The organism is Streptomyces sp. NPDC002324 (assembly GCF_053593335.1).
This window is the reverse complement of the sequence record NZ_JBSFCF010000001.1, coordinates 99,173-126,145: the sequence shown is the minus strand read 5'-3', so window position 1 is coordinate 126,145 and position 26,973 is coordinate 99,173. Positions and strand designations below refer to the sequence as shown.

The window sequence follows — 26,973 nt, the reverse complement described above, 5'->3', positions numbered from 1 at the left end:
CTCCCGGCGCCGGGGCCGGGAGGCTGACGGGCGGGCCTCACCGTGATCGCCGGGACGGGGGTGGGGGCAGGGCGCTCAGGGCCTCCGGCGAGATGGTGTGGTCGAGGAGGTGGAGGGGGGCCGCGCGGACGCCGGCGGCCTCGGCGGCGGCCCAGTGGGCGAGGGCGCGCGGGAGGTCGACCAGGCCGTGGACCAGGGGCAGTTCTGTACCGGAGGCCGGGTCGGCGAGGTGGGCGTGCAGGAGGGATTCCAGGCGGCAGGAGGCGAGGGTGCCGGGGAGGTGGAGCGCGAGGTGCTGTCGCGCGTGGGCGGTGGCGGCGGTGTGGCCGGTGAGGGCGGCGGCCGGGAGGTCCGGCGACAGGTGGGTCTCGGTGGAGTCCAGGGCCAGCAGACCGCCTCCGACGATCAGTACGTCCCGCCGGCTCCGCATCCGCTCCAGGGCCCGCCCGGTGTCGAAACAGTGCGGGAAGGAGTCGTCCACGACGATCGTGCCGGGGCGCAGCCGGTCGACGTCCACCAGGGTCGTCGGGCCGCCGCCGACCGCCGCGACGACGACGTCGGCCGACGCGTAGACCTCGGCGGGGAGTGTGCGGGAGTCGGCCGACTCGACGACCCGCACGGGCAGGGCGGGGTGGGCGGCCGACAGTTCGGTGGCGAGCCGCCGTAGGCGGGGGGCGCTGCCGGGCACGTCGCAGAGCAGCAGCCGGGCCGGTGGGTGGGGGCTCAGGCTGAGCAGCAGCCGCAGGGACGACGTGCCGATGGAGCCGCAGCCGACGACGGCGAGGGTGAGTCCGGCCAGGTCGCGGCCGGTCGCGGCCAGGGCGGTACGGACCGTGGTGACCACGGCGACGGTCGTGGTCGCGTGGCCGGTGGTGAGGGTGGTGCCGGCCGCCGGGGAGGCTTCGCGCAGGACGTCGAAGCCGTAGCCGGTGAGGGCCGGGATCATGCCGGCCAGGGAGACGCAGCGGGCGCCGAGGGAGGCAGCGTGGTCCACGGCGCGCGCGGTGAGGGTGACCAGGGTGACCGGGTCCCCGGTGGGGAGCGGGCCGGTCAGTTCGTCGGCGAAGAGCGGCAGCGAGACGAAGCCGGATCGGCCGAGAGGCGTGGTGACGCTCTCCAGGAGCCGCGCACGGCCGTCCGGGAAGAGCAGGGCGCGGATCGCCTCACGGCTGGGCGCGGTGTCCGGGGACATCCCGGCGAAGGCGGCCAGGTCGTGCGGGGCGGGGAGGTAGCCGATGAGGGCCGCGTCGAGGGGTGGAGTGGTGCGGGGCGGAGTGGTGAGGGGTGCGGTGGTGGGGGGCGGAGTGGTGAGGGTGGTCCTGTGGTGCGGTGCCTCCTCCAGCTGACGCCTCAACTCCGTTGTGAAACGCGCCAGTTGCTCGGGTGTGAGCGCGGTCGCCGGGACGCGGGCCGTGATGCGCAGACCGCCGTCACCGCCGTCGCCGTGCGGTGCGGGGCGTACGGCGAGGAAGACGTCGGTGCCCACGGGGGGCGGGGCGAGTGCGGTGTCGGTGTCGTCGGGGCGGAGGGTGAGGGGCAAGTCGGGGGGTGCGCCGAGGGCGGTGAAGTCGAGGAAGGTGAAGAAGAACTGGGCGGTACGGGGGAGTCCCTGGGGCATCCGGAGATCCAGGGGGCCGGCGGTGCGGGCCGCGAGCGACTCCGTGGCAACGCGGCGGAGGTCCTCGTCGAAGCCGGGAGCGGCGGAGCGGTCGTCGGACGGGAGCGCCGGGCGCAGGGCCACCGCCTCGGCGAACGGCCCGAAGACGCCGTGCGTGTCCCGCGCGGTCTCGTCCCTGCCGGTGACGGCCAGGCCGAGGACCAGGTCGCGGCGGCCGGTGAGGGTGGTGAGGGCGCGGTAGTACGCGGTGAGGACCGGGGCGTGGAGCGTCGTGCCGGCGGCCCCGGCGAGGCGGCGCAGCGCGCGAGTGTGGTCGGCGTCGAGGACGAGGGTGCCGGTGTGGAAGGGGGCGGTGGCGCCGTCCTGGTCCTGGTGCGGTGCTCGCAGGACGGGCGGGGTGTAGGGGGCGAGGTGGCGGGCGCGGTACGCCTCCCCCTCCGGGGTCGCGGGCGGTCGCGGTGCCGCGCGGTGGAGCGCGTGATCGCGGAAGGTGGAGGGCAGGTGCTCCAGGCCGTGGGGCAGGCCGCGTGCGAAACGGCCGTACACGGTGAGGAGTTCGCGGGTGAGGAGGGCCGCGCTGTAGCCGTCGCCGATGAGGTGGTGGGCGTGGACGAGGAGCACGTGGTCGTCCGGCGCGACGGTGAGGACCCTCAGACGGAGCAGGGGCCATGCCCAGGGTTCGAACCGGCGGCGCGCCTCCTCGGCGACCCGTTCCTCCAGCAGACCGGGGTGGGCCAGGACCTCCGTCTCGACGGGAAGCCGTAGCGAGGGCGGGAGTTCCTGCTGCACGGGCGGGCGGGCGCCGGCCGGGAAGACCGTGCGGAGCATGGGGTGACGGGCCAAGAGCACGTCGACCGAGCGTTGGAGGAGGTCCGGGTCCAGGGGGCCGTGGATACGGAAGCGGGCCAGCCAGGCGGGGTTGGCGCCGGACGCTCCGGGTGTGCCGGACGCGAGGGCGTCGGCGAGGAGGAAGCCCTGTTGGGAAGGGGTGAGGGGATAGGGGGCGAGGGCGTGTCCGGGCTGACGGTTCTCGGGTGCGTCGGGTGCGTCGGGTGCGTCGGGTGCGGGGGACGCGGGGGATGCGGCGGCGTCGATGGCCGCCGCCAGGGCGGTCAGGGTGCGGTGGGTGTAGACGACGGTCGGGCGGGGCAGGGCGGGGCGTTCGTGGCGTAGGCGGGAGAACAGCTCCAGCACCGTGATGGAGTCGCCGCCGAGCGCGAAGAAGTCGTCCTCTCCGCCGATCCCGGACTCCGGCGCGTCCAGCAGCTCGGACCAGACACGCGCCAGCAGGTGCTCGGTCGGGGTCGTGATCGGGGCCGGGACCTGGGTCGTCGCCGGGGGAGCCGTGCGCGGTGACGCGGCCGACGGGGGCGGGAGTTGCGTGGCCGCCGGACCGCGGGGAGCCAGGCGGTTGCGGTCGATCTTGCCCGTGCCGGTCAGGGGGAGGGCCGGGAGGGGATGGACGCGCGCGGGGAGCATGTACGGGGGGAGGGTGCGGGAGAGGAAGGCCCGCACCTCGCGGGGGTCGAGGGCGGGGGCGCCCGTCCTGGGCTCGACGTACGCCTCCAGCCGTCCGTCGCGCAGCAGTACGGCCGCACGGGCCACGCCCGGGTGGGTGAGCAGGGCGGCCTCGATCTCGCCGAGTTCGACGCGGTGGCCGCGCACCTTGACCTGGTCGTCGAGCCGGCCCAGGAACTCCAGCACCCCGTCGGCCCCACGGCGGACGCGGTCGCCGCTGCGGTACCAGCGGCGGCCGTCCCGTTCGGTGAAGGCGGCGGCCGTGAGCCCGGGGTCGCCCAGGTAGCCGGGGGTCAGGCCGGTACCGGCGATGAGCAGTTCGCCGGGCTCGCCCGGGGCGCGTTCGTGTCCGTCCTCGCCGATCACGGCCAGTTCGGTGCCGGCGATCGGGCGGCCGATGGGGAGATGGCGTACGTCGTCGTCGGGGCGGGTGTCGATGATGTGGCAGGTCGCGTTGACGGTGGCCTCGGTGGGGCCGTAGAGGTTGGCGATCCGGGGGGCGTGCGCGGGGCGCAGGTGGTCGCCGGCGGGGCCGTCGAGGAGGTCGAACCAGCGGCGGACGTGGGCCGCCGGCAGAGCCTCGCCGCCCACGTGGACCCAGCGCAGTGCGGAGAGGTCGGGGGCGCTGCCGTGCCGCCGGGCGCGTTCCTCGGCGGCGGTCAGCAGGCGTTCCCACAGGGTCGGGACCGAGCTCCACACCGTGATCCGGTCCGCCACGACGCGATCGAGCAGGGCCTCGGGGTCGCGCAGCAGGTCACGGGAGAGGGTGTGCACCGTGGCGCCGGCCAGCAGCGGGGCCAGCAACTGCCGTACGGAGGCGTCGAAACAGACCGACGCCGTCTGCGCGAGCCGGTCGCCGGGGCCGTAGCCGAAGGTGGCCAGGGACCAGTCGAGGTAGTTCGTCATCGACCGGTGCGTGATGGGGACGGCCTTGGGGCGGCCCGTCGAGCCGGAGGTGAAGATGACGTACGCGATGCCCTCGGGGGACGGGGACGGGGCGTCGTCCGCCGGGGTGGTGCCGGACGGCGACGGCTCGGGCACCGGGACGGCCGTGACGCCGTCCAGGCCGTCGGCCGCCTCGCGGGTCGCCCGGTCGCGGACCAGGACGCGCACTCCCGTACGGGACAGCTGGTCCCGGTGCCGGGCGGTGGGGTGGGTCGCGTCCAGCGGTACCCAGCCGGCGCCCGCGCGCAGGATGCCGACGACCCCGGTGACCGTCTCCGTGCCGCCCGGTTCGGTGAGGAGCCCGACCAGGTCGCCGGGGCGTACGCCGTGGGCGCGCAGCCGGGCGGCGAGGGCGGCGGAGGCGCTGTCGAGGGCGGCGTAGGTGAGGGCGGTCCCGTCGCCGGTGTCGACGGCGACGGCGGTGGGTGTGGCGCGGAACCGGGCCCGCAGACGGTCCACGATGCCGCCGTCGACCGCTGCGGCCGGGGTGGCGGTGGGGCTCGTGACGGCGGCGCGCAGTTCGGTGACGTACTCGTCGGCGAGGCGCCGTACGGTCTCGGGGCGGAAGAGGGCGGCCGGGTGGTTCCACGACAGGCGCAGGGTCGAGTCGGCCTCCCAGCACAGGAGACCGAGCCGGGTGGCGGCGGTGGCGGTGGCCGCGGCCGTCGGGGTGACGGTGACCGGCCAGTCGGGGCCGTGGACCACCGGGAAGCGGGCGAAGCTGAAGCCCGCCTCGGCCGCCGTGCGCGGTGCCGGGCCCGTGGCGGGCCGCAGCCCGGACAGCAGCCGGGCGACGTCGGTGCTGCTCAGGGTCGCGTGCGCCTCGGCCTCGGCCCAGATCCGCCGCAGCCGGTCGGCGAGCGCGGTGACCGGTTCGTCGGGGTCGACGTCCACGAACACCGGCAGGGTGTCGGCCAGCGGCCCCACCAGACGGTCGATGCCGGCGACCGGCAGCTCCCGCCGGGCCCGCGCCACGTTCACCGCGACGGCCCGCCGCCCGCTCCACCGTGCCAGACAGCGCCCGTACACCGCCAGCAGCAGATGGAACAACGAGACCCCGTGCCGGGCGGCGGTCTCGCGCAGTGCGCTGGTCAGCGCCTCGTCGATGCCGGTGCGGTGGTGGGTGAGGGGCGGGGCGGGGGGCGCTTCGGGGTCGCCGTCGTAGGGGAGGGCGGAGGAGGAGGCGGTGTGCTCGGCCAGGCGGTCGCGCCAGTACCGCTGGTCCTCCGCGTACGCCGGTGACCGGCGCTCGGCGGTCAGGGCGGCGGCGTAGTCGGCGAACTCCGCCTGTGGCAAAGGTAGTCGAGCGAGATCGTCACCGCGCTCCAGGGCCGTGTAGAGCGACCAGAGTTCCTCGGCGAGCAGTTTCAGACTGAAGCCGTCGGCGGCGGTGTGATGGACGACCAGGAGCAGGTGGGCGAGGTGCGCCTCGTCCCGGTCGTGGACGAGGACGGCCCGTACCGGGTCCTCCGTCGTCAGGTCGAACGGGCGGTTGCACAGGTCGAGTTCGAGTCGACGCAGGTCGTACGGCTCCCGTACCTCGTACCAGCGCGGGGCCGCGTCCACGGGCCCGGCGGGGGCGGCGTACCGGCGGGGGCGCGCGTCGTCCTCCGTCAGCCGCAGGCGCAGCATGGGGTGGCGGGCGGCGAGGTGGGCGAGCGCCCGGCCGAGGAGGGCGGGGTCGAGGGGGCCGCTGACGCTCTGGCGGAGGTAGCCGTAGGCGGTGACGCCCGCGTGCAGGGATTCGGTGGTGTGGAAGGCGAGTTGGAGGGGGGTGAGGGGGTGGGAGGCGTCCGGGGTGACGTTCTGCGCCGGGTGGGGTGCCGGGGTGGGTGCCGGCCTTGGAGTGGGTGCCGGGGTGGGTTCCGGTGCGGTGGTGGCCAGGTGGGTGGCCAGTTCGCCGATGGTGCGGTGTTCGAAGAGGAGGGTGGCCGGGAGGGGCCGGCCGAGTTCGCGTTCCAGGCGGCGGGCGAGGTCGACGGCGGTGAGGGAGTCCAGGCCGAGCGTCAAAAACTGTTCGTCGTCGCCGATCTCCTGCGGGGGGCGGTGCAGGGCCTCCCCGAGCAGGCGGCGTATGAGGGGTGCTTCGCGGCTCGGGAGGGGTCGGCCTGGGGTGGCCCCGGGTCCTTCGTGGCTGGTCGCGGCGGATTCCGCGCCGCTGGAGGGCTCGCGTTCCGCGTGGGGCGCGGGGTCGGCGAGGGGTGCGGGGTCCGCGGTGTCCGGGCCCGTCACCAGGATGTGTGCCGCGTCCAGTCCGGTTGCCGCGCGCAGGCCGGCGAGGGTGGCCCGGACGGTCATGGGGGTGAGCGCGGGTGCCGGGCCCGGTGACCGGCGACCGGCCCGGGGGCCCGCACCGCTCGCCAGGCCGGTGCCGGTGACGGGGCCCAGGGCGATGCTCTGCCAGGGGCGCCCGGCGGCACGTTCGGCGGCGGCGAAGGCGTCGAGGAAGGAGTTGGCGGCGGCGTAGTCGCCGAGGGCGCCGGCGAGTCCGGGCCGCACGGCGGAGACGGACGACAGGACGACGCACACGGCGTCCCCCCGGCCGTGCCGCCGCAGCGCCTCGGCGAGGAGGGCCGTGCCGCGCACCTTCGCGGCGCATACGGCCTCGATCTCGTCGTCGGGCTTGGCGCGCAGGCTGCCGGGGCGGGCCGTACCCGCCGCATGGAACACCACGTCCAGGGACGGCAGTGGGGCGATGAGGTCGTCCACGGCGGCCGCGTCGGTGACGTCGGCGGCCTGGTAGCGGGCATGGGCGCCGAGGGCGCGCAGGTCGGTGAGCAGGTCGTGGGGCGGGGTGGTCGTGCGGCCGGTGAGGACGAGGGTGGGGGCGCCGCGTTCCGCCAGGTCACGGGCGAGCGCGGAGCCGAGGCCGCCCGCACCGCCGGTGATCAGGTAGGTGCCGTTCGGGGGGAGCGGCGCGGGGGAGGCCGGGGTGGCGGGGGCGACGGCCGTACGGGTGAGCCGGCGGCCGGCCCGTACGGCGACGCTGCCGCCCGCGCCGGGGACGGTTGTGGCGGTGGCGCTCAACTCTTGCTCCAGCGCGGTGAGTTGTGCGTCCAGCGCGTCCTGGGCGGACAGGTCGATGCCCAAGGAGGAGAGCCCAGGATGCTCCTCGGGGAGGGCCAGGGCGAAGCCGTGCAGGAGGGCCTGTGCGGGGCGGGGGCGGGGGCAGGGGCGGCGGGTGGTGCCGTCGGTGCTGTCGGTGGCGGCGGTGGTGGTGTAGGCGTCCTCCGTGATCAGCAGCAGGCGGGCCGGGGTCGTGCCGAGCGAGGCCAGCACCTCGCGCAGGGCGGAGACGGCGGTGCCGGTCTCCGCCTCCGCCGGACCCGTGGTGGCGGCGAACCACAGCACGGCCTCCGGGGCGGCGACCCCCTCGGTCTGCCCCGGACCCAGCACGGTCACTCCGCGCCCGGTGAGCCGGTCGGCGAGGGCCCGGCGGAGAGGGGTGTCGGCGCCGGTCAGACGGACGACACGGGGCGTGGGCCCGGGAGTGGCGGTGAGCGGGGCGTCGTCCCAGAGGAGGGGCCGGGGAGTGGGTACGGCGGCGGGGGAGGGCAGCGCGGGGGGCGTCGTACGACGAGTCGTCGTACGGATCGCCGTCCCGGGCTCGGGTGCCACGTCGAGGCGCTGCGGCCAGTGCCGGCCGCGCTGGAAGGGGTACGTGGGGACGGGCACCCGTCGCCGGGCCGGGTGCCGCGTGGGAGACGCCGGAGGCGTCGGGTCCAGCGGGGCCCCACGGGTCCAGAGCCGGCCGACCGTGTCGAGCAACGCCCCCGCCCCCGCCCCCGCCGTGGTGGGCAGTGCGGGCAGGACCGTCACGTCGGAGGGCGTGACACCGGGCCGGGTGGCGGCGGTCGCGCGGATCGGGGTGGCGAGGGAGGCGCCGGGGCCCAGTTCGACGAACGTGTCGTAGCCCTCGTCGAGAAGCCGGGCGACTGCGTCGCCGAAGCGCACGGGACGGATCGCGTGCTCGCGCCAGTAGCCGGAGCCGGAGCCGGAGCCGGAGTCGGAGCCGGAGTCGGAGTCGGAGTCGGTGTCGGTGTCGGTGTCGGAACAAGAACCGGAGCCGGAGTCGGAGCCGAGGCCGAGGTCGGGGTCCCACCGGCAGGTGACCGTGCTCAGCATCGGAACGGTGGCCGGGTGGACGGTCAGGGCCTTCGCCGCGTGGTGGAGCGGGTCGAGCACGGGGTGCAGCAGCGGCGAGTGGAAGGCGTGCGAGACGCGCAGACGGCGGGCGGCCACGCCCCGGGCGGTGAGGGCCCCGATCGCCCGCTCGACGGCGTCCGTCGCGCCCGCCAGCACCACCTGCGTCGGCGAGTTGACGGCGGCGACACAGAGCGTGCCGACGGCCCCGGCCCCGGACCCGGACTTGGACCTTGACACGGACTCGGCGAGCACGGCGGCGACGGTCTCCTCGTCGCCCCGCACGGCCGCCATGGCACCCGGCGCCGCGAGCCGGCCCATCAGGCGCCCGCGTTCGGCGGCGAAGCCGACCGCCTCGGCCGGTGACAGGGCCCCGGCGACGCACGCGGCGGTGATCTCGCCGACGCTGTGCCCCACGACCGCGTCCGGTGTCACACCCCACGCGGCCAACTGCCCGGCCAGCGCCACCCCGAACGCGACCAGCAGCGGCTGCGTCACCTCCGTACGGGCCAGGTCGGCGGGGTCGGCGTCCTCGTCCAGACACCAGGCGGCCAGGCTTCGGCCGAGCACCGGCCCGGTGAGCGACGAGACCTCGTCCAGGACGTCCCGGAACACGGGCGCCGAGTGATACAACTCCCGCCCCAGGCACGCCCGTTGAGCGCCCTGCCCCGGCAGGACGAACACCGTGCGGGGCCGGCCCCGCACGGGCTCCGCCGCCCCGGCCTCCCCGGCCGCTTCGAGCCGCTCCGCGAGGTCACCGTCCTCCGCCACGACGGCCAGCCGGTAGGGCCCCTCGTCCCGGGCCGTGTTGACGCTCGCGCACACGTCGCCCTCGTCGAGTTCCGGGTGGGCCCGCAGATGCGCGGCCAACTCGGCCGCGGCGACGCGCAGTCCGGCGGCGGAACGAGCGGAGAGGGTCAGCAGACGCGGGCCGTCGGCGGCCCGGGGAGACACCGCTTCCACGACCTCCCTCGGCGCCTCCTCCAGCACCGCGTGCGCGTTGGTGCCGCCGAAGCCGAAGGAGTTCACGCCGGCGACGAGTGGGCGCCCCTCCGCGCTCCCGGGGCCCGTCCACTCCTCGTCCTCGGTGGCCTCGGTGGCCTCGGAGTCCTCGGTCACCAGACGGAAGCCGGGGGCGGCGTCTTCGAGGAAGGGGGCCGGTGGGGTGGAGTGCGGCGAGGGCGGGAGGCGGCGGTGGGAGAGGGCGAGGGCGACCTTGACGAGGGCGGGCATGCCGGCCGCGTTGAGAAGGTGCCCGAGGTTCGTCTTGACCGAGCCGAGCCCGCGCGGGGCACCGTCCGCGCGGGGCGGGAACGCCTGGCCGAGCGACCGCGCCTCGACGGGGTCGCCGATCGGCGTACCCGTGCCGTGCGCCTCGACGTACGACACGTCGGCCGGGTCGACGCCGCACTCCTCGTACGCCGCCCGGATCACCTCGCGCTGGCCGCGCGGGGCGGGGGCGAGGAGGCCGAGCGAGCGGCCGTCGTTGTTGACCGCCGTCCCGCGCACGAGGGCGAGGACCGGGTCGCCCGCGGCGCGGGCGTCGGCGGGGCGGGCGAGGACGAGCGTGGCGCCGCCCTCGCCGGGGACGAAGCCGTCCGCGTCGGCGGCGAACGCGCGGCAGCGGCCGCTCGGGGACAGCGCGCCCGTCGCTTCGAGAAGGCGGTGGCCGGTCGGGGTCAGGCCCAGGTTGACCCCGCCGACGACGGCGAGGTCGCACTCGCCGGCCAGCAGGCTGCGCCGGGCCAGGTGCAGGGCGACGAGCGCGGAGGAGCAGGCCGTGTCGACGGCCAGGGCGGGGCCGTTCAGGTCCAGCACCTGCGAGACGCGGGCGGCGATCAGGTTGGGCAGGTTGCCCGTGAGGGCGGCCGGGTGGCGGGCGAGGTCCCCGTCGGCGGCCTCGGCCAGGATCTCGCGGTACCCGCTGTCACCGGCCGCCGCGAACACCCCGATGCGGCGGCCTGCCCTGCGGGGCCCGGCGTATCCGGCGCGTTCCAGTGCCTCGTGGGCCAGCTCCAGGAAGATCCGCGCCTGCGGGTCGGTGGCCCGTGCCTCCCCGTCGTCCATACCGAAGAAGCCGGCGTCGAAGGCGGCGGGATCGGCCAGGAAGGAGCCGGTGCGGGGGCCGTCCCCCCGCCGCCCCTCGGGCAGGCCGCCACCGACCGTGTCACCACCGTTCGCCAGCAACTCCCAGAAGGCTTCCGGCGTCTCGGCCCCGGGGAACCGGCAGGCCACCGAGAGAACGGCGACGGCCCCGGCCGGATCGACGTCGGCACGCGCATCGGCGGAGCCCCCGGCCGGGACCCCGGCGGCCCGTGCCCCGGCCGCGGCCCCCGCGTTCCCCTCCCCCAGCAACCCCAGCACATGCCCGGCCAGCCCCGCCACCGTGTCGTGATCTCGCAGCGCGCCCGGCTCCACCGTCACCGAGAAGACGTCCTCCAGCCCCGCGAGCACGGCCATCGCCCTGAGCGAGGACCCGCCGAGGTCGAAGAACCGCTCCCGCAGCCCCACTTCGGACACGGGAAGCTCCAGAACCCGCGCCCACACCCCCCGTACCGCCTCCTGGACCTCCCGCAGCGAACGGGGAACACCCGCTCCCGCCGTGTCCGCCCGGCCCACGACCGCTCCCGCCGCGTCCGCCCGGCCCACGACCGCTCCCGCCGCGTCCCCCCGGCCCACCACCGCTCCCGCCCCGGCTGCCCGGCCCACCACCGTCGCCGCCGTGTCCGCCCGGCCCACGACCGCTCCCGCCGCGTCCGCCCGGCCCACCACCGTGTCCGCCGCGTCCGCCGGTCTCACCACCGTGGTCGCCGCGTCCGCCCAGCGCGCCTCGACCTCCGCGTACGCGCCGCCCTCGAAGCGTGCCCGCAGCACTCCCCGGCGCAGTTTCCCGCTGGTGGTCCGGGCGAACGCCCCCGGCGGCAGCGGCAGTACCCGTACGTCGTCATGGCCGAGGGCCTCCCGCAGCCGGCCGGCCGCGGCGCGGAGCACCGGGCGGGTGGTGGAGGGGGCGGGCCGGGCCCACTGCACGAAGGCGGCGACCCGCTCCCCGCCGCGGTCCGGATCGGTGGACCCCACGACGGCCACGGCCCCCGGCGGCAGCCCGGGCGTCGCGGCCACCGTCTCCTCCAGGTCGGACGCGTGGAACGTACGGCCGTTGACGAACACCACGTCCTTGTGGCGCCCGGTGACGGACAGCCGCCCGTCCCGCAGGAAGCCGAGGTCCCCGGTGCGCAGCCAGCCGTCGGCCCCGAACGCCTCCGCGCTCGCCCCGGGCGCCCGGTGATACCCGCGCCCCACCTGCGGCCCCCGCACCTCCACATGCCCGACCCGCAGCTCACCCAGCGGGCCCCCGGACCCACCGGTGATCCGTACCTCGCAGCCCGGGACCGGCCGCCCCAGGTCCATCAACTCCACGGCGTGCGGCCCGTGTCCGGTCTCCACCACCCGTCCGCGACCGAGCGCGGCCCGGTCCAGCACCAGCGGCGTCGCCCTCTCGCCGAGCGGCGGCACGGTCACCGCGAGGGTCGCCTCGGCCAGGCCGTACACCGGCAGCGCGGCGCGCGGGTCCAGCCCCGCCGGAGCCGTCCGGGCGATGAACTCCCGCCACACGCGTGGCGCGATGGGCTCGGCGCCGACGAGCAGCAGACGGACACAGCCGAGGTCGAGACCGCTGAGCGCGGTGGCCGGGACACGGCGTACCGCGAGGGCGAGGGCGAAGTTCGCGGCCGACAGAAGCGTCGCGCGGTGGCGGTCGACGGCCTCGAACCACAGGGCGGGCCGCTTCGCGAAGGACAGCGGCTCGATCCGTATCTGCTTCAGGCGCGCGGCCAGGGGGACGAGGTGCGTGCCGATGAGACCCATGTCGTGGAAGTACGGCATCCAGGTCGCGAGCACGTCGTCCGGGGTGATCGCCATCGCGGCGCGGATCTGCCGGAGGTTGGCGAGGACGCCGGCGTGGGTCAGTTCCACGCCCTTCGGGGCGCCGGTGCTGCCGGAGGAGAACTGGAGGAAGGCGACCTCGTGGGGGGCCGGCCGGGGGAGGCGCCGCGGCGGACGGCCGCGACGGAGTTCGTCGAGCCGCAACACGGTGAGGGGAAGCGGGAGTCGGCCGCCGGGCTCACCGCTTCCGGCGGCCATCGCCGTCACGACGGCGGCCGTGGTCTCGTCCGCGACCACGGGCGGCCTGCCGAGGAGTTCCCACACCGGACCGATCCGGCGCGGCTCGGGGGCGAGGGGCACGGGTACGGCTCCCGCCGCCAGGGCGCCCCAGAACATCGGCTGGAAGGCGTCGCCCCGGTCGGCGACCAGCGGCAGCGGGGTGCCGGGCGTCACGCCGGCCGCCCGCAGCCCGCCCGCCACGCGCAGGGCGTCGTCGTGGAGTTCGGCGAAGGTGACCGTGTGCTCGCCGCCGTCCCCACGGACGTGGACGACGGTCTGGCCGGGAGTCTCCCGCGCGGCTCCGACCAGCACGTCCAGCAGCGTCGACGCGGCTCTGCCGTTCACATCTTCGTTCGATCTCTCCACCGTCCGGACCCTACAAGTCGACCCGTACGGAGCAACGTCGCAGCCGGGCGTCCGCGTGTCCGCGTCGCCGGGTGAGCGGTGATGACCGCCCCGGCCGGCCGGGGCGGCGCCGTAGCATGCCGGGCCATGGCGATGTTCGTACACCTGACCTCGGCGGCGAACGCGCCGCGCGTCCGCCGCGCCGGGGTCCGCGCGGTCTCCCACGGGCAGGGCGGGGCGCGCGGCGTGTACTGCTCCCCGGTGCTGCCGTCGTACACCCTCACCCACCAATGGCTGCGCGAGCTGGGCCGGTTCGGCGGCAGGGGCGGCCTGGTGGCCGTCCATGTGCGGCTCGACGACGCCGAGGAGGTGCTGGTCGGGCGGTACTCGGACCGGGCGCGGGGCGGACAGGCCCGCGTCACCGCGGCCGAGGCGGTACGGCGGATCTCGGGGCTGGCCGATCCACGGGGGTGGGAGGTGTTCGTACCCCGGGCGGTCCGGCCGCGTGAGGTGCACCGGGTACGGACGGCCCCGCAGGTGGTGGGATGGCGGTACCTGCCCGACGCGCACGGCACCCGGCCCTGCACCTGCTTCGGCTGCCGGGTGCGCGGCGGCTACGGCTCCCGCCGCCTGCGCGAACGGCTGCCGCACCCCCTGGACGGCCCGCCGCCGCCCGCCCGGGTGCTGCTCGCCCGGATCGAGGCGGCCGGCGACCCCGGGGACCCGGTCGCCCTGCGGCAGGCCCTGCACTGGTTCGGCATGCGCCGCCGGGGCCCCCTGCCCCGGCTGGCGCGCCTCTGCGCCCACCCCGACCCCGGTGTGCGCGAGGACCTGGTGTGGGCCGTCTCCGGCTGGTCGACCCCCGGTGTCGGAGAACTCCTGGACCGCCTCGCCGACGATCCGCACCCGGAGGTGCGGGAGGCCGTGGAGGCGGTCCGGGAGGACTAGGCGGAGACGGCACCAGTGCGCTTCCGACCCCCCCCCGGAACCTCCTCCTGCTACGTCCAGCTGTGGGCCACGTCCACGATCAGCCGGCCGGGGAGCCGGAGCACCCGGAACGGCAGGCGGGCGCGGACGCCGACGCCGATCTGGGTCTCGCCCTCGAAGCTGCCCGCGAAGCGGGTGTCGCGGAAGGTGCGGTAACCGGAGATGTTCACGCCGGGCAGGGGCTCGGCGACGTCTCCCGGGTAGGCGACCTGGCCGGTCTCGGGGTCGTAGCTGGGCGCGGCGACCCGGATCTCCAGGACGGCCCCGCCGCTCACCGGGATGGGGTCGCCGGAGCCGGTCTGGTGGAGCTGGTCGACGTACTGGACCCAGTAGCCGAGGTGGTCGCCGCCGTCGGGGACGTCGAACACGATGCGGTCGTAGCAGTCGTGGCGGCCGGTCCGGATGTCCGACAGCGGCACCGCGCCGCTGTCGGGGCTGCCCTTGACGCCGCTGCCCCAGCCCGTCGGACAGGCCGCGGCGGCCCGTGCGGCGCCCCCCGGCGCGGCACTCGCGGTGGCCGCCGCCGTCCCGATCGCGGTCCCCGCGAGCGCGAGTGCCATGACCATGGCTCCGATTCGTCGCATGTTGTCCCCCTTGGTGACGCAACGCTGCGGTGGCGTTGTCATCGGGGAGGACGACCGGTTCCGGTGGAAGGTTGTATTCCGGGGTTACGGCTACGCGACGGGGGAGCCGTTGCGTTCCGGGTGGCGGCGGCGGGCCGTCGGGGCGGGGGAGGGGACCTTGTGGAGGAGCGGCGCTGCGGTGGGGCGGCCGGTGCCGGGCGGGCGGCTCACGTACTGGCTGTGCAGGCTGTCGTCGATCCGCCAGAGGATGCCGGTGGTGCGGCCCGTGGCGGCCGCCGGGTCGAGCTTGGCGGTGAAGGAGGCCAGCCGGTCGTAGAGCGTCCTGGCGCGGGCCCCGGTGGCCGTGAGGTCCGAGGCCTGGGCGTCCCGGAGCGCGTCGAGGACCAGCACCAGGTTGTGGCCGGAGAGCAGGACGTCCTGCATGCCGCCGTCCGCCTTGTTGATGCGGCCCGGCGGCAGGTTGGGATCGGTGGTGAAATGGGCCGCCCTGGTCGCGGTCGGCCCGACCCGGTTGTACGGGTCGCGCGTGCTCTGGGTCCAGTTCGGCTCCCAGGCGCCGAACGCGGTACGGGCCAGGAAGGTCCAGGTGTCCTCGTGGCAGCGCAGGGTGAGGTACGAGACGCCGGCCGCCTGCTGGAGCGTGGCGTTGTGCTGTTCGAGGGCGACCCGGTTCGCGGCGAGGGCGGACCGCAGGACCGACCGGTCCTCCTCCCGCCAGCGCCGCTCCTGCTCACCGCGCTGCGCCCGCAGCTCCCGTTCGAGCTGCTGGTTCCTCGCGTACTGCTCGACGAACGTCTTGACCAACGTCTTCAATGCCTTGAACATGCCGCCTGCTGAGGTCGGGCCGGAGATCTGGGTGTCGCCACATCCTGTGTCGCAGCGGCCCAACGACCGTCGGCGGATCTTGGTCACGCCGGCGCCGGTCCCGCCGGTCAACTCGCCCTGTCGTGAGTGCGGTTGAGGCGGGTGCGGGTTCCCGGGCGCGGGCCGGAGCAGTCGTTGTGGAATTCCTGTCGCGGGCTGCCTTACGTGTGAGTAGAGCACTAGGGTCTGCCGTATGAACGCACGGCTGGCCCTGCTCAGCACGGTGGATCCCGGCGTCGCGGAGAGCGAGGTCTTCCGGCTGGCGCTCCAGCACGCGGTCGGGGAACTCAACGCCCTCGGGGCGATGATCCATCTGCGGGGGCCCATGTCGGCCCTGCGTCTGGTGTCGGTGACCGGTCTGCCGCCCGCCCTCACCCGCCCCTGGGAGATCATCGACCAGGAGGGGCCGCTGCCCCCGGCCCGCGCCCTGCACCAGGGCAGCGGGGTGTGGTCGCCGCTGGGTTCCATGGCCCTCGCCTGGCCCGGCACCGGTCTCGCCGCGTTACCCGTCTCCAGCTGCGACCGCACGATCGGCGCGCTCACCGTCCTCACCGGCGACCGGGGCGAACCCACCGGTCTGGAATGGGACTTCCTGCGGGAGGTCGTCGACTGGACCGAGGACCGCATGGCGCAGGCACCCCCGCCGTCGGGCCCCGCGCAGCCCGAGCCGGGCGGTGAACGGCTGCGTCAGGCACTGAAGGAGGTCAGCGTCGGCTCCTGGGACTGGGACATCCGCACCGGTGACCTGATCTGGGACGAGGCGGCCCTGGAGCTCTACGGCACCAGGCAGGCCGAGTTCACCGGCCAGATAGAGAACTGGATGCGGATCGTCCACCCCGACGACCTCGCCCCGACCCTGGCCGCGGCGGAACGCGCGATCCGCGAACACGGCGTGTACGAGGCGGAGTACCGCGTGCGACGCCTCGACGGCACCTGGGGCTGGACGCGGGCCCGCGGCCGGGCGACCTACGACGAGCAGGGCCTGCCCCACCGGATGATCGGCGTCGGCTGGGAGAGCAACGAGTCGCGGACCGCGCGGGACGCGCTCGGCCGGGCCCTGCGGCACATGAGCGACGGCTTCCTCGCCGTCGACGACGACTGGCGCATCACCTTCGCCAACCTGGAGGCGGAACGCACCCTCGGCCTCTCCGAGGAGGAGCTGTTCGGACGGCTCCTGTGGGACCTGCCCTCCGTGCGCGAGACCCCGTGCCTGGAGAGCCGCTGCCGGGAGGCCGCCGCCGAGGAGAAGCCCGCCGGGTTCGACGTCCAGGTGCCCGACAAGGACCTCGTCTACCACCTGCGGCTGGTCCCCGGCCCCGACGGCCGCACCATCTACTTCAGCGACGTCACCGACAAGCGGCGGCACGAGGAGGAGCGCCGCGAGGCCGAACACGCGGCCTCCGAACGGGCCCACCGCATCGCCGCGTTGACCGCCGCGCTCGCCAAGGCGACCACCTCGCAGGACGTCGTCGACGCGGTCGCGTTGCGGGTCCTGCCGCCGTTCGCCGCCGCCGGCCTGCTCGTCCAGACCGTGGAGAACGGCCGCCTGCAGAACGTCGGCGCCGTCGGCTACACGGACGAGTTCATCCACCTCGTCAACCACCGCCCCAGAACGCCGTACGGCCCGGCCTGGGACGCCATCAACACCGGCACCCCGATCTTCATCTCCTCACCGCGGGAGTACGCCGAGTACGTCCCCCAGCACGCCGACCTGCCCGCCCGTGCGGGCAAGCAGGCCTGGGCGTTCCTGCCGCTGACCGCGTCCGACCACACCTTCGGCGTGTGCGTCGTCTCCTTCGACCGGCCGCGCCGCCTCACCGACGAGGAGCGCACCCTCCTCACCGCCATCAGCGCGCTCCTCGCGCAGGCCCTGGAACGCGCCCGGCTCTACGACCTCGAACACACCCGGTCCCGCGAACTCCAGCGCGCCCTGCTGCCCCAGGACCTGCCCGTCCTCGCCGCCTGCGAGTCGGCCGCCCGCTACCTCCCGGCCGGGCAGGGCATGGACGTCGGCGGCGACTGGTACGACGTCATCCCGCTCTCCAGCGGACAGGTGGCCCTCGTCGTGGGGGACGTCATGGGCCACGGCCTGTCCGAGGCCGCCACCATGGGGCGCCTGCGCACGGCCGTGCACACCCTCGCCGACCTGGAACTGCCCCCCGACGAGATCATGAGCCACCTCAACGACATCGTCGGCAGCATGGGCGAGGAGTCGTACGTCACCTGCCTGTACGCCCTCTACGACTCCACCACCCAGGTCTGTTCCCTGGTCCGCGCCGGGCACCCGCCCCCGGCCCTGGTAAGCCCGGACGGGACCGTGCGCTTCCCGGAGTGGACCGCCGACCCGCCGCTCGGCGCGGCCGAGCCGCCGTTCGAGACGGTGGAGCTGAGCGTCCCCGAGGGCAGCCTGCTCGTGCTCTACACCGACGGTCTGGTCGAGTCGGCGAGACGCGGCATCGACGAGGGCATGGCCGACCTGGCCCGTCTCCTGCGCACCGCCCACGAGGACGGCACCGCCGCCGATCTGGAACGCCTCTGCGACGCCCTCACCCACGGCCTGCTCCCCGCCGAGCACGCTGCGGCGGACGACGCGGCCTTCCTCGTCGCCCGCCTGCACGCCCTGACCGGCGACCGGATGGCCTCCTGGTCGCTGCTCGACGACCCGAGGGCCGCCGGGCAGGCCCGCCGCCACGTCCGCGAGCAGCTCGCCGTCTGGGGCCTCACCGACCTGGCCCCGACCACCGAACTCCTCGCCAGCGAACTCGTCGGCAACGTCGTACGCCACGCCAAGGGCCCCGTCCGGCTGCGGCTCCTGCACGGCTCCGCGCTGGTCTGCGAGGTCTTCGACGGCAGCCTCACCATGCCCCGCATACGCCGGGCCACCGACACCGACGAGGGCGGCCGGGGCCTGCAGCTGATCACCGCGCTCTCCCAGCGCTGGGGCACCCGGTACACGCCCACCGGCAAGTGCATCTGGACCGAACAGTCCCTCACCGGCCCCGACCGCACCCCACCACCGGACCCGCTGGACCACCTGCTCCTGATCCCGGACGACTTCGACGGCGACCTGGACACGCTGTCCTTCGAGGACCTGGACATCGGCCCGGACCACGACCGTTAGCCGCCGGCCGCGGACACGCGGACGTGCGAAACCCCGGGGTGCCCGCCGTGGAGGGGCGGGCACCCCGGGGTTCGTGCCGGTCGGTCAGGTCACCGACCGGGCCGCGTCACCTGCCGGGCAGGCCGGTCAGCGGACGACGCCGAGGCTGTCGACGCGCTCGTTGACGCCGTTGCGGAGTTCGCCGAGCGTCGTGCCGGGCGGGGCCGTCTTCGGGGTGGAGGACGGCGGCTGGGTCTCGTCCGCGCAGGTGGTGCCGCGGGCCGGGACCGTCAGGTCGACGAGGTAGTCGATCACCGCGCTGGTCGCGCAGGCGCTTCGGCCGAAGGCGGTGTGGCCCTCGGCCTCGAACGTCACCAGCGCGGCGTTGTCGAGCTGGTGGGACAGCGCGACCGCGTGCTGGTAGGGGGTGTCCGGGTCACCGGTGGTGCCGAGGACCAGGATCGGTGCCGAGCCCTTGGCCCGGAAGGAGCCGTCGTAGCGGCTGGCCTTCTCGGCGGGCCACTGGACGCACGCGGTGGCGTGCTGGTGGTCGTAGGTCGGCGGCCCGAAGGCCATGGCCGGGCCCAGCAGCGGCGCCGCGGCCGCGTTGGACTCGACGTTCCACTCCAGCTTGCGCAGGCTCTTGGGGTAGTCCTTGTCGACGCACTCGACGACCACGTTCGGGCCGAGGAAGTCGAAGCTGGCCGGGGACGGCGGGCGCAGCAGGAACGAGGTGTTGTCCCGCAGCTGCGCCTTGCGCAGGGCCGCGCCGAGCGAGGGCCAGATGACCTTGCCCTCGTTGATGTTGAACATCAGCCGGTAGACCAGGGTGTAGCCGTTGGCCTTGCCGCCGCTCGCGGTGGTCACCGGGTTGGCGTCGAGGTCCTTCTTCAGCTGCTCGAACGCGGCGCGCGGGTCGCCGTCGCCGAAGCCGCAGATCGGCTGGTCGGAGGCGCACCAGTCGAGGAAACGGCTCATCGAGCCGTCCAGCGCCAGGTACTGGTCGCGGTCGTAGGCGTAGGGCCGGTAGGCGTACTTGTACGGGTCGTACGCGCCGTCGAGCGTCAGCGCCCGCACCCGCTTCGGGAACATGGCGGCGTAGACGGTGCCGATGTACGAGCCGAACGACCGCCCGTAGTACGTCAGTTGCTCCTCGCCGAGCGCCTGGCGCAGCAGGTCGATGTCGCGGGCGACGTACTCGGTGCCGACGTACGGCAGCAGCGAGCCCGAGTTGGTCTGGCAGGCCGCGTCGAACTCGGCGGCCTCGGCCAGCGCGGGACCGTACGCGTCCGGGCCGGGGACGCCCTTGGCGTCGGTGACGGCCTTGGTGTAGCGGGCGTCGTCGAAGCAGGTGAGCGCCGAGCTGCGGCCGACACCGCGGACGTCGTAGCCGAAGACGTCGAACGACTCGCGCAGCTTCGCCGGGAGGCCCGCGTAGTTGTTGCGGACGTAGTCCACACCGGAGTTGCCGGGGCCGCCGGGCTGCATGAACAGCGTGCCCTTGCGCTTCGTCTGGTCGGCGGCCTTCTTGCGGACCACCGCGAGCGTGATCTTGGTGCCTTCCGGCGCCCGGTAGTCCAGCGGCACGTCCGCGTTGGCGCACTCGAAGCCGCCCTGGCAGTCGGACCAGGTCAGGGACGGGACGGGCGGCGGCGGCAGCTCCGCCGTCCGGGGCTTCTGCGTCGTGTCCTGCGCGGCCATCGCCTGTGTCGCCGTCCCCGTACCGGCGAGGACGAGGGCGGTCAGCGCGGCGCCGACGATTCTGAGACGTGTGAAACGTCTGGGTGCGTGGTGATGTGTGGTCATGGGTGCGTTCCCCCTGAGCGGTAGAGACCCCAAGAACCCACTGGTCAAGGTGAGTTCGGGGAATGTCTAGCCGAAGAGACGGTAAAAAGGCCAGAGCGGTGCCGTCGTGGCCGGGTTTCCACGCCATCTTTCCACTACCCGACGGTAGTTACCGTTCACGATCACCACTTCGTAATCTGGGACCGTTCCCGGCCGACGGTCTCCCGTGTGAGGCCCGGCCGGCCCCCCACCAGCACGAAGGATCCGCGCACGTGTCGATCAAGAACAGCCGTCTCAGGTTCGCCCTCCTCGCCGTGGCCGTCGCCGCCGCCGGACTCGCCCTGGCGGGCCCCGCCGCGGCGGCAGCACCGCAGACCGACCCCACCACCGTGTCCACGTCCACGCAGGCCCCCGCCATACCCGTCGACTTCGTCGACCTCACCGCCGTCCCGCTCACCGCGGACGGCGAGAGCCACGAGGTCACCCTCACCTACCGCAACGACTCGGCCGCGGACCGGACCGTGGCCCCGCAGCTCCTGCTGGAGTCCCCGGACGCCGGCCCGTTCCTCGACCCGGCGGACGTCGAGGTCGAGCACCGCACCGCCGGAGGCTGCTGGAAGGCCGTCGCCCTCGGCAGCCAGACCGGCACCCTCTTCACCGACCTGACCACCGCGCGGCGCACCCTGCCGGCCGGCGCCACCCTCACCGAGGTCTACCGCGTCACCGTCACCGACCCGGCGGCCGAGGGCACCGTCCACCCGAGGATCGCCCTCTACTGACCACCCGCCGCACCGCCCGCCGGACAGGCACAGGGCCGGGCCCAGCTCCTCGGAGCGGGCCCGGCCCTTTCTCGGACCTGGCGTGGGGGAGCACCGGACGACGCCGCAGCGGGGCGTGACGGGGGTCACATCCCGTGATGTCACATCGGACCCGGTGCGGCCCGTCCTCGTGTTGTCACCGCATACGACGGCACAAGGAGCCCGCCATGGAAGCACGTCTGAACCTGCTCGCCAGCCCCGTCGCCGGCAAGCTCGTCAAGCATCTCGTCGCGGCCGGCCGGGCCGTCGACGACACGGGGCTGCCGGTCACCACCCAGGAACTGGTGAGGATCCGCGCCAGCCAGATCAACGGCTGCGGGTACTGCCTCGACATGCACACCAAGGAGGCCGAGCACGCCGGGGAGACCGCCCAGCGGCTGCACCTGGTCGCCACCTGGCGGGAGGCCAAGGTCTTCACCGAGGCCGAGCGTGCCGCGCTGGAGCTGGCCGAGCAGGGCACCCGCATCGCCGACGCGGCCGGCGGCGTCCCCGACGAGGTCTGGGAGAACGCGGCCAAGCACTTCGACGAGGACCAGCTCATCGCCCTGGTGGCGCTCATCGCCCTCATCAACACCTTCAACCGGCTGAACGTCATGGTGCGGCAGCCGGCGGGCGACTACCAGGTCGGCATGTTCGGCTGAAGCGCGGGGCGCGGTCGCGTCAGGTCCCGTCCCGCTGGGCGAACTGCAGGGAGAGGGCGCGCAGGACGTCGGCGGTCGTCGTGTCGGTCCGTCCCTCGTCGTGCACCTCGGCGAGGTGCGCGAAGGCGTAGGAGAAACAGTTGACGAGGCCCACGATCGCCGGTGCCAGGGCATCCGTGATGATGCCCGTGGCCTCCTGGGCGCTCGCGTCGGCGGGCAGCCTGATCACGGGCAGGGTCTCCGTGAGCAACGCGGAGACCGCCCCCGTCAACGCCACCTCGTCCCCGGGATGCTCGCGGACCTGCCGCCGCATCTCGATCGCCTCGGTGAGGATGCCCACGACTCGCCGCATGATCTCGGATTGCTCCACGGGGGGAGCCTAGGGCCAACTCGCCTCTGAATGACCGACCTGGGACGGACCCGCACTGGGGCCACTCCCCAACATGCGAAGGGAAAGCCCCAGGTGCGGTTCGAAGAACTCACCGTGCGGTACCCACAGGGGTGACCGGGCGGCGGGGAATGCCTACTCCTTGGCCTGCTTCGGGTCGATCGGAATCTCGCGTGCCGTGTTCTCGGCGCGCTCCTCTGCGCCCAGCTTCAGAGTTGCGGTCCCGCAGCAGCGGTCGTACTGGTTCTGCCAGTCCGTCATGAACGCGTCGTAGCTGGACTGGCCGACCAGCTTCAGGTCCGACTCGTCGTTGTGCCAGACGCCGTTGCTTGTCCAGTTCGCGGAGCCGACGAACACGATTCTGGAGTTGACCGTACCTGCGTAGCCGCCGCTGACCATCATGTACTTGTCGTGCGTGTAGTGCAGGGCGTGGCCGTTCGCGTCGATTCCGCGGCTGGTGTCGTGCACGGAGATGTTCGGCCGGTCCTTCAGGTGGTTCTGCACGCTGCTGTCGACCTGACCGGCGGTGAGGAGTATGCGGATCTTGACGCCGGTCTGTGCCAGGCTCACCAGCTTCTTCGGCAGTTCGAGATAGTTCCGGTCGCCCGGCTGCCCGTGAGAGGTCCACTGGAACATGGCTATGTTGATCGTGGCCGGCGCCTTGACGTTGTTCAGGAAGTCGACCCAGGTGTCGCTCTTGGAGCGTGCCTTGGGCCACTGGTAGGAGGGCGGGGACAGTGTCCTGGCGGCCTGGCCGTCGGTGGAGCTGTAGTAGTCGGGCATCAGCGGGCCCGGGCCGTTGAGCGCACCCTTGGCCATGGCGGTGAAGTAGCGGGCGTAGAGGTTGTACAGGTCGACGTTGCCCTTGACGGTGGCGCTGCTGTTCCACGCGGTATTGGCTTGGGCGGACGTGGGGTTGGCGCTGCTGACGGTCACGGTCCTGTTCGCGCCGCTCCCGCCGCTGAACATGTAGTACTTCGCGTGCAGGGAGGAGCCGGAATAGTGGGTCAGGCAGCCGCCCGGGCACAGCGCGGCGAAGCTGGAGGCTCGCGGATCGTTGCCGAGCTCGGTGACCAACGACTGCCAGACCGCGTTGTCGCTGTGCACGTCCATCAGCGCCTTGACGATGACGCCGCGCTGGTGCGCGGCGATCAGGGCGTTGGCGAAGTCCGGGCCCGGCTGCGTGCTGCCGATCGAGTACATGGCGACGCGTATGGTCTGCCCGCAACTGGCGCTGTTGATCGATTCGATGATCGGGGCCATGACGTTCATCCGGGCGTCGGGGTCCTCCGGGTCGTTGAAGCGAGGACCCGGTGTCGAGGTGAACGTCCGGGACTCGCAACTGAGGGGAGTCTTGGCCTTCTTGACCGCAGCGTGCGCCGCGGTCGGCGACAGCGCGGTGACGGCCAGTGCACTGATCAATGTGAACGTTCGCTTCATGGACGGCCCTTTCGCTGGGCTGTTGCCGATGACGAGTCGGGTGTAGCCGTGCTGATCGCCCCAGGGTGGCCACCGCGGCGAGCCCGGCAGCCGGCGTTCACCCAGAACGTCGCACAGCCCTCCCAGCCGACCTCCGCCGAGCCGCCGACGCGGCGAGGAGGCCGCCGATCAGGGGCGGATCCTGCGAGGGGACCGGGACATTCGGCGGACATCCCGGTCGACGAAGTGCTGGTCCGTTAGTGTCTGCCCGAAGTTGTTCCATGTATGACTCATTGATCCATCGTTCGGCAATCAGGAGACTTGCGAAGGCGTCGAAGGGTTGCACGAGGAGGCAGGAAAGCAGGTACGCAGGCCGGAGAGTTGGAAGTGGGGACGGGCCACCGTGAGCGGTGCCCTCCACGAGCGCATGGGGCAGGCCGACTGCAGCATTACTGCAGCGCCATCGCCTACGATGATTCCAGTTCCTTGTCACCGTGGTCCTGGATGAGCCGCATTCCGTGCCGTGAACCGGTGGAGTGCCTTGCCTGCATGGCGATCATGGACTCAAGCTGCGGGACCGCCTCCGTAACCCCAGATAAGAGGGCCAGCCGTGCGCGGCGCCTTCTCCGAACGATCGGGCACTCGGCCGGGCCGCTCATTGCTCCGTCCCGCTACCCGACCGCCCGCCTAGCCGGGTCACTCGCCGTCCGTGAGCCTGTCTCGAAGCCGCTCGTGCGGTGGTGGCCCACTGGGTGACGAGGCTTGGTTGCGGAGCCAACCTCCGCTCCCTCGAACCAAGACCTGACAAAGGCCGATCGAAATGGGCTTCCCCTCACAGCCCGTCCTATGGGGCCAGCCCTGTTCCATCCCGAACCTGCCTACGACCTGCCGTTGGCCGCGCTCAACCTCAAGGGTTACGAGGTCACGGTCTGCGCATCCTCGGCGCGGAGTAGCTGCTCGCTGGGCAGCGTCTCCGTGAGCAACGCGGAGACGGCGCCCGTCAACGCCGTCTGGCCTCCGAGATGTTCGCGGACCTGCCGCCGCATCTCGATCGCCTCGGTGGGGATGCCCACGACTCGCCGCATGATCTCGGATTGCTCCACGGGGGGAGCTTTCCCCCCGCCTCCCCTTGAACCGCCAAAGGCATCGCCTCCCACCTGCTCCTAGGGTGCGTACCGAGTCGTGATCCATGTGTGGGGTGTGCCTTCGTGACACGGTCCGGTCCGAGAGACGGTCCTACGTGACGCGAGTGCGACGGACCGGTCCGGATGCCCCTGGGTGACGCGCTGAGGTGCCGGACGCCAAGGGCGGGCAGGAGTCGAGTCAACGGTCGGCCAACCGTGGACGCGGGGCCGCACCCGTGAACTCCGCGTCGGTGTCGCCGGTGCCGACCGGGCCGTGGGGAAGCAGCCGGTCCAGCCACTTCGGCAGCCACCAGTTGGCCCGGCCCAGGAGGGTCATGGTCGCCGGTACCAGCACCATGCGGACGACCGTGGCGTCGATGAGGATCGCGGTGGCCAGGCCGAGCCCGAACATCTTGGTGGAGGGGTCGTCTGCGACGGCGAAGGACAGGAAGACCGCCACCATGATGAGGGCGGCCGAGGTGATGATCCGGGCGGTGCGCGAGACGCCCTCGACGATCGCCGTGCCGTTGTCGCCGGTGCGCAGGTACTCCTCGCGTACGCGGGAGAGGAGGAACACCTCGTAGTCCATCGACAGGCCGAACAGGATGGCGAAGAGGAACATCGGGATGAACGACACGATCGGAACCGTCGCTTCCAGCCCGATGAGTGCGCCTCCCCAGCCCCACTGGAAGACCGCGACCATGATGCCGTAGGCCGCGCCGATGCTCAGCAGGTTCAGCAGAACCGCCTTGAGCGGTACGAGTATCGAGCGGAAGACCAGCATCAGCAGCAGGAACGACATCGCCAGCACGGCGGCGACGAACACCGGCAGGCGCTCACTGGTGCGTTGGCCCACATCGGACAGGCTCGCGGCGGCGCCGCCGACGTGGGCCCTGGCCGGGCCGTGCCCGATCGCCGTGGGCAGCACGTCGGTGCGCAGCCGGGCGATGGTGTCGGCCGTGGCCTTGTCCTGAGGGCTGGTGGTCGGGAACACCACGAGGGTCGCGATGCCGGTGGCCCGATCGGTGTGCGTCGGCGCGACGGATGCGATGCCCGGATCCGCCGCGACCGCCCCGACGAGTCGGTCCAGCACTCCCGGATCACCGGTGGGGTCCGCGGCGATGACGAGGGGACCGTTGGTGCCCGGGCCGAACCCCTCGGCGACGAGGTCGTAGGCCCGGCGCTCGGTACGGCTGTGGGGAAGTGAGCCGTCGTCGGGCAGGCCGACGCGCAGGCCGAGCACGGGCAGCGTCGCGGTCAGCAGCAGCCCCGCCGCGCCGACCGCGTACGGAACCGGGTGCCGGCTGACGTGCCCGATCCAGCGCCGCCACCCGGCGGCGTGAGCGGCGCCTGCCGCCGGGTCCCGCCGCCGTGCGAGTCGGGCCGGCTTCCTGGTCCGCAGAGCCCGGCCGATCCGACCGGCCCGGCCCAGACGCGGGCCCGCCGCGCCGAGGAAGGCCGGCAGCAGCGTCACCGACGCGAGCACCATGATCAGGACGACGATCGAGACGGCAACCCCGCCCACCGTCATGAACGGCACGTTCGCGACCGCCAGGCCGAGGATCGACACAACGACGGTGCCGCCGGCGAAGACCACCGGCCGCCCCGCCGTCGCCACCGCTCGTCCGGCCGCCGTCTGCGGATCGAGCCCGCCCGCGAGGTACTCCCGGTGCCTGGCGAGCACGAACAGCGCGTAGTCGATGCCCACTCCGAGCCCGACCATGCTGCCCAGGACCGGTGCGAAGGTGGGGACGTCCGTGACCCCCGCCAGTACCGTCATCGTGGCGACCCCGACGGTCAGTCCGAAGACCGCCATGCCGATCGGCAGCGCGGCGGCGACGAGCGAACCGAACGCCAGGAACAGAATCGCGGCCGCGGCGAGGAGGCCGATCAGCTCGCTCGCGCCGCCGTCGGGGTCGGAGAAGGCGTAGAAGAGGTTCCCGCCCATCTCGATGCGCAGGGGCAGTTCGGCGCGCAGCCGGTCCCCGAGATCGACGAGGGCGTCGAGGTCCTCGGCCGACAGCCGGCTCTGGTCGGGGTACTGCACCCGGACGACCGCGATCCGCCCGTCGGCCGAGACGAGGCCGCCGCGCACGGCGGTGTCCCCGCGTGCGTCGAGTGCCCCCGCCGGGTCGCTCGTGCCGAGCACGTGCGGCAGCCGCTCCACCTCGGTCTGCAGCCGCGTGAGAGCGGTGCGCGCGCTGCCGCGGTCGAAGAACGTCGCAGCGCCGTCGAGGGGGGTGACGACCACTTGGGCGGTCATCCCCTCCTGGCCGGTGCGGGCCCGCTCGATCAGTTCCGCGGCCCTTTGCGAGTCCAGTCCCGGAGCGGTCATCGAGTCCGCGGTCCGCCCGCCGAAGGCGACGGCGGCGAGGACGACGAGCGTGGCGGCGACCAGCCATGCCGCGATCACCCGCCAGGGATGGCGGGCGGCGCTTGCGCCCAGACGCAACAGGGCTTTCGAGAGCATCGGGTCCTCCAACCACCTTGTCGGCCGTCCTTGTACGGCCGCCGATGCCGAGGCTCGTCGCCA

At 73.8% G+C, this 26,973-nt stretch carries 12 protein-coding genes; 4 read left to right on the top strand and 8 right to left on the bottom strand.

Annotation, left to right across the window (positions count from 1 at the left end; all coding sequences use genetic code 11):
- Positions 1-37: 37 nt before the first annotated feature.
- Complete coding sequence (locus tag ACWCRJ_RS00530; protein WP_450937182.1) at positions 38-12,751, bottom strand: amino acid adenylation domain-containing protein; 12,714 nt, start codon at positions 12,749-12,751, stop codon at positions 38-40.
- Between the two features lie 126 nt (positions 12,752-12,877).
- On the opposite strand from ACWCRJ_RS00530, the gene ACWCRJ_RS00525 reads away from it, so the two are divergent.
- Positions 12,878-13,678: a HEAT repeat domain-containing protein gene (locus tag ACWCRJ_RS00525; protein WP_450937181.1), complete on the top strand. Its 801-nt coding sequence runs from the start codon at positions 12,878-12,880 to the stop codon at positions 13,676-13,678.
- Between the two features lie 50 nt (positions 13,679-13,728).
- On the opposite strand, the gene ACWCRJ_RS00520 is transcribed toward ACWCRJ_RS00525, so the two are convergent.
- Together ACWCRJ_RS00520 and ACWCRJ_RS00515 are read right to left on the bottom strand one after the other, a co-directional pair.
- The gene (locus tag ACWCRJ_RS00520) at positions 13,729-14,301 is read right to left on the bottom strand and encodes an AMIN-like domain-containing (lipo)protein (protein WP_450937180.1); all 573 of its coding nucleotides are present in this window, start codon (positions 14,299-14,301) and stop codon (positions 13,729-13,731) included.
- A 90-nt stretch (positions 14,302-14,391) separates the two neighbouring features.
- Entirely contained in the window at positions 14,392-15,126 is a 735-nt protein-coding gene (locus ACWCRJ_RS00515; protein ID WP_450937179.1) for a hypothetical protein, read from the bottom strand.
- Between the two features lie 232 nt (positions 15,127-15,358).
- Here ACWCRJ_RS00515 and ACWCRJ_RS00510 point away from each other — a divergent pair, with 232 nt between their 5' ends.
- Positions 15,359-18,286: a SpoIIE family protein phosphatase gene (locus ACWCRJ_RS00510; protein WP_450937178.1), complete on the top strand. Its 2,928-nt coding sequence runs from the start codon at positions 15,359-15,361 to the stop codon at positions 18,284-18,286.
- Positions 18,287-18,412: 126 nt separating this feature from the next.
- Here ACWCRJ_RS00510 and ACWCRJ_RS00505 read toward each other — a convergent pair whose 3' ends face one another.
- Positions 18,413-20,071: an alpha/beta hydrolase gene (locus ACWCRJ_RS00505; RefSeq protein ID WP_450937177.1), complete on the bottom strand. Its 1,659-nt coding sequence runs from the start codon at positions 20,069-20,071 to the stop codon at positions 18,413-18,415.
- A 251-nt stretch (positions 20,072-20,322) separates the two neighbouring features.
- Here ACWCRJ_RS00505 and ACWCRJ_RS00500 point away from each other — a divergent pair, with 251 nt between their 5' ends.
- Together ACWCRJ_RS00500 and ACWCRJ_RS00495 are read left to right on the top strand one after the other, a co-directional pair.
- Complete coding sequence (locus ACWCRJ_RS00500) at positions 20,323-20,829, top strand: signal peptide protein (protein ID WP_450937176.1); 507 nt, start codon at positions 20,323-20,325, stop codon at positions 20,827-20,829.
- A gap of 206 nt (positions 20,830-21,035) precedes the next feature.
- Positions 21,036-21,509: a carboxymuconolactone decarboxylase family protein gene (locus tag ACWCRJ_RS00495; RefSeq protein WP_450937175.1), complete on the top strand. Its 474-nt coding sequence runs from the start codon at positions 21,036-21,038 to the stop codon at positions 21,507-21,509.
- Positions 21,510-21,528: 19 nt separating this feature from the next.
- Here ACWCRJ_RS00495 and ACWCRJ_RS00490 read toward each other — a convergent pair whose 3' ends face one another.
- The 4 genes from ACWCRJ_RS00490 to ACWCRJ_RS00475 form a co-directional block, all read right to left on the bottom strand.
- Entirely contained in the window at positions 21,529-21,879 is a 351-nt protein-coding gene (locus ACWCRJ_RS00490) for a hypothetical protein (protein ID WP_450937174.1), read from the bottom strand.
- Between the two features lie 153 nt (positions 21,880-22,032).
- On the bottom strand, positions 22,033-23,337 hold the full coding sequence (locus tag ACWCRJ_RS00485) for a phospholipase D-like domain-containing protein (protein WP_450937173.1): 1,305 nt from the start codon (positions 23,335-23,337) through the stop codon (positions 22,033-22,035).
- Positions 23,338-24,230: 893 nt separating this feature from the next.
- Positions 24,231-24,419, bottom strand: coding sequence for a hypothetical protein (locus ACWCRJ_RS00480; protein WP_450937172.1), 189 nt, complete (start codon positions 24,417-24,419; stop codon positions 24,231-24,233).
- 220 nt (positions 24,420-24,639) lie between these two features.
- Entirely contained in the window at positions 24,640-26,910 is a 2,271-nt protein-coding gene (locus tag ACWCRJ_RS00475) for an MMPL family transporter (RefSeq protein WP_450937171.1), read from the bottom strand.
- Positions 26,911-26,973: the final 63 nt, after the last annotated feature.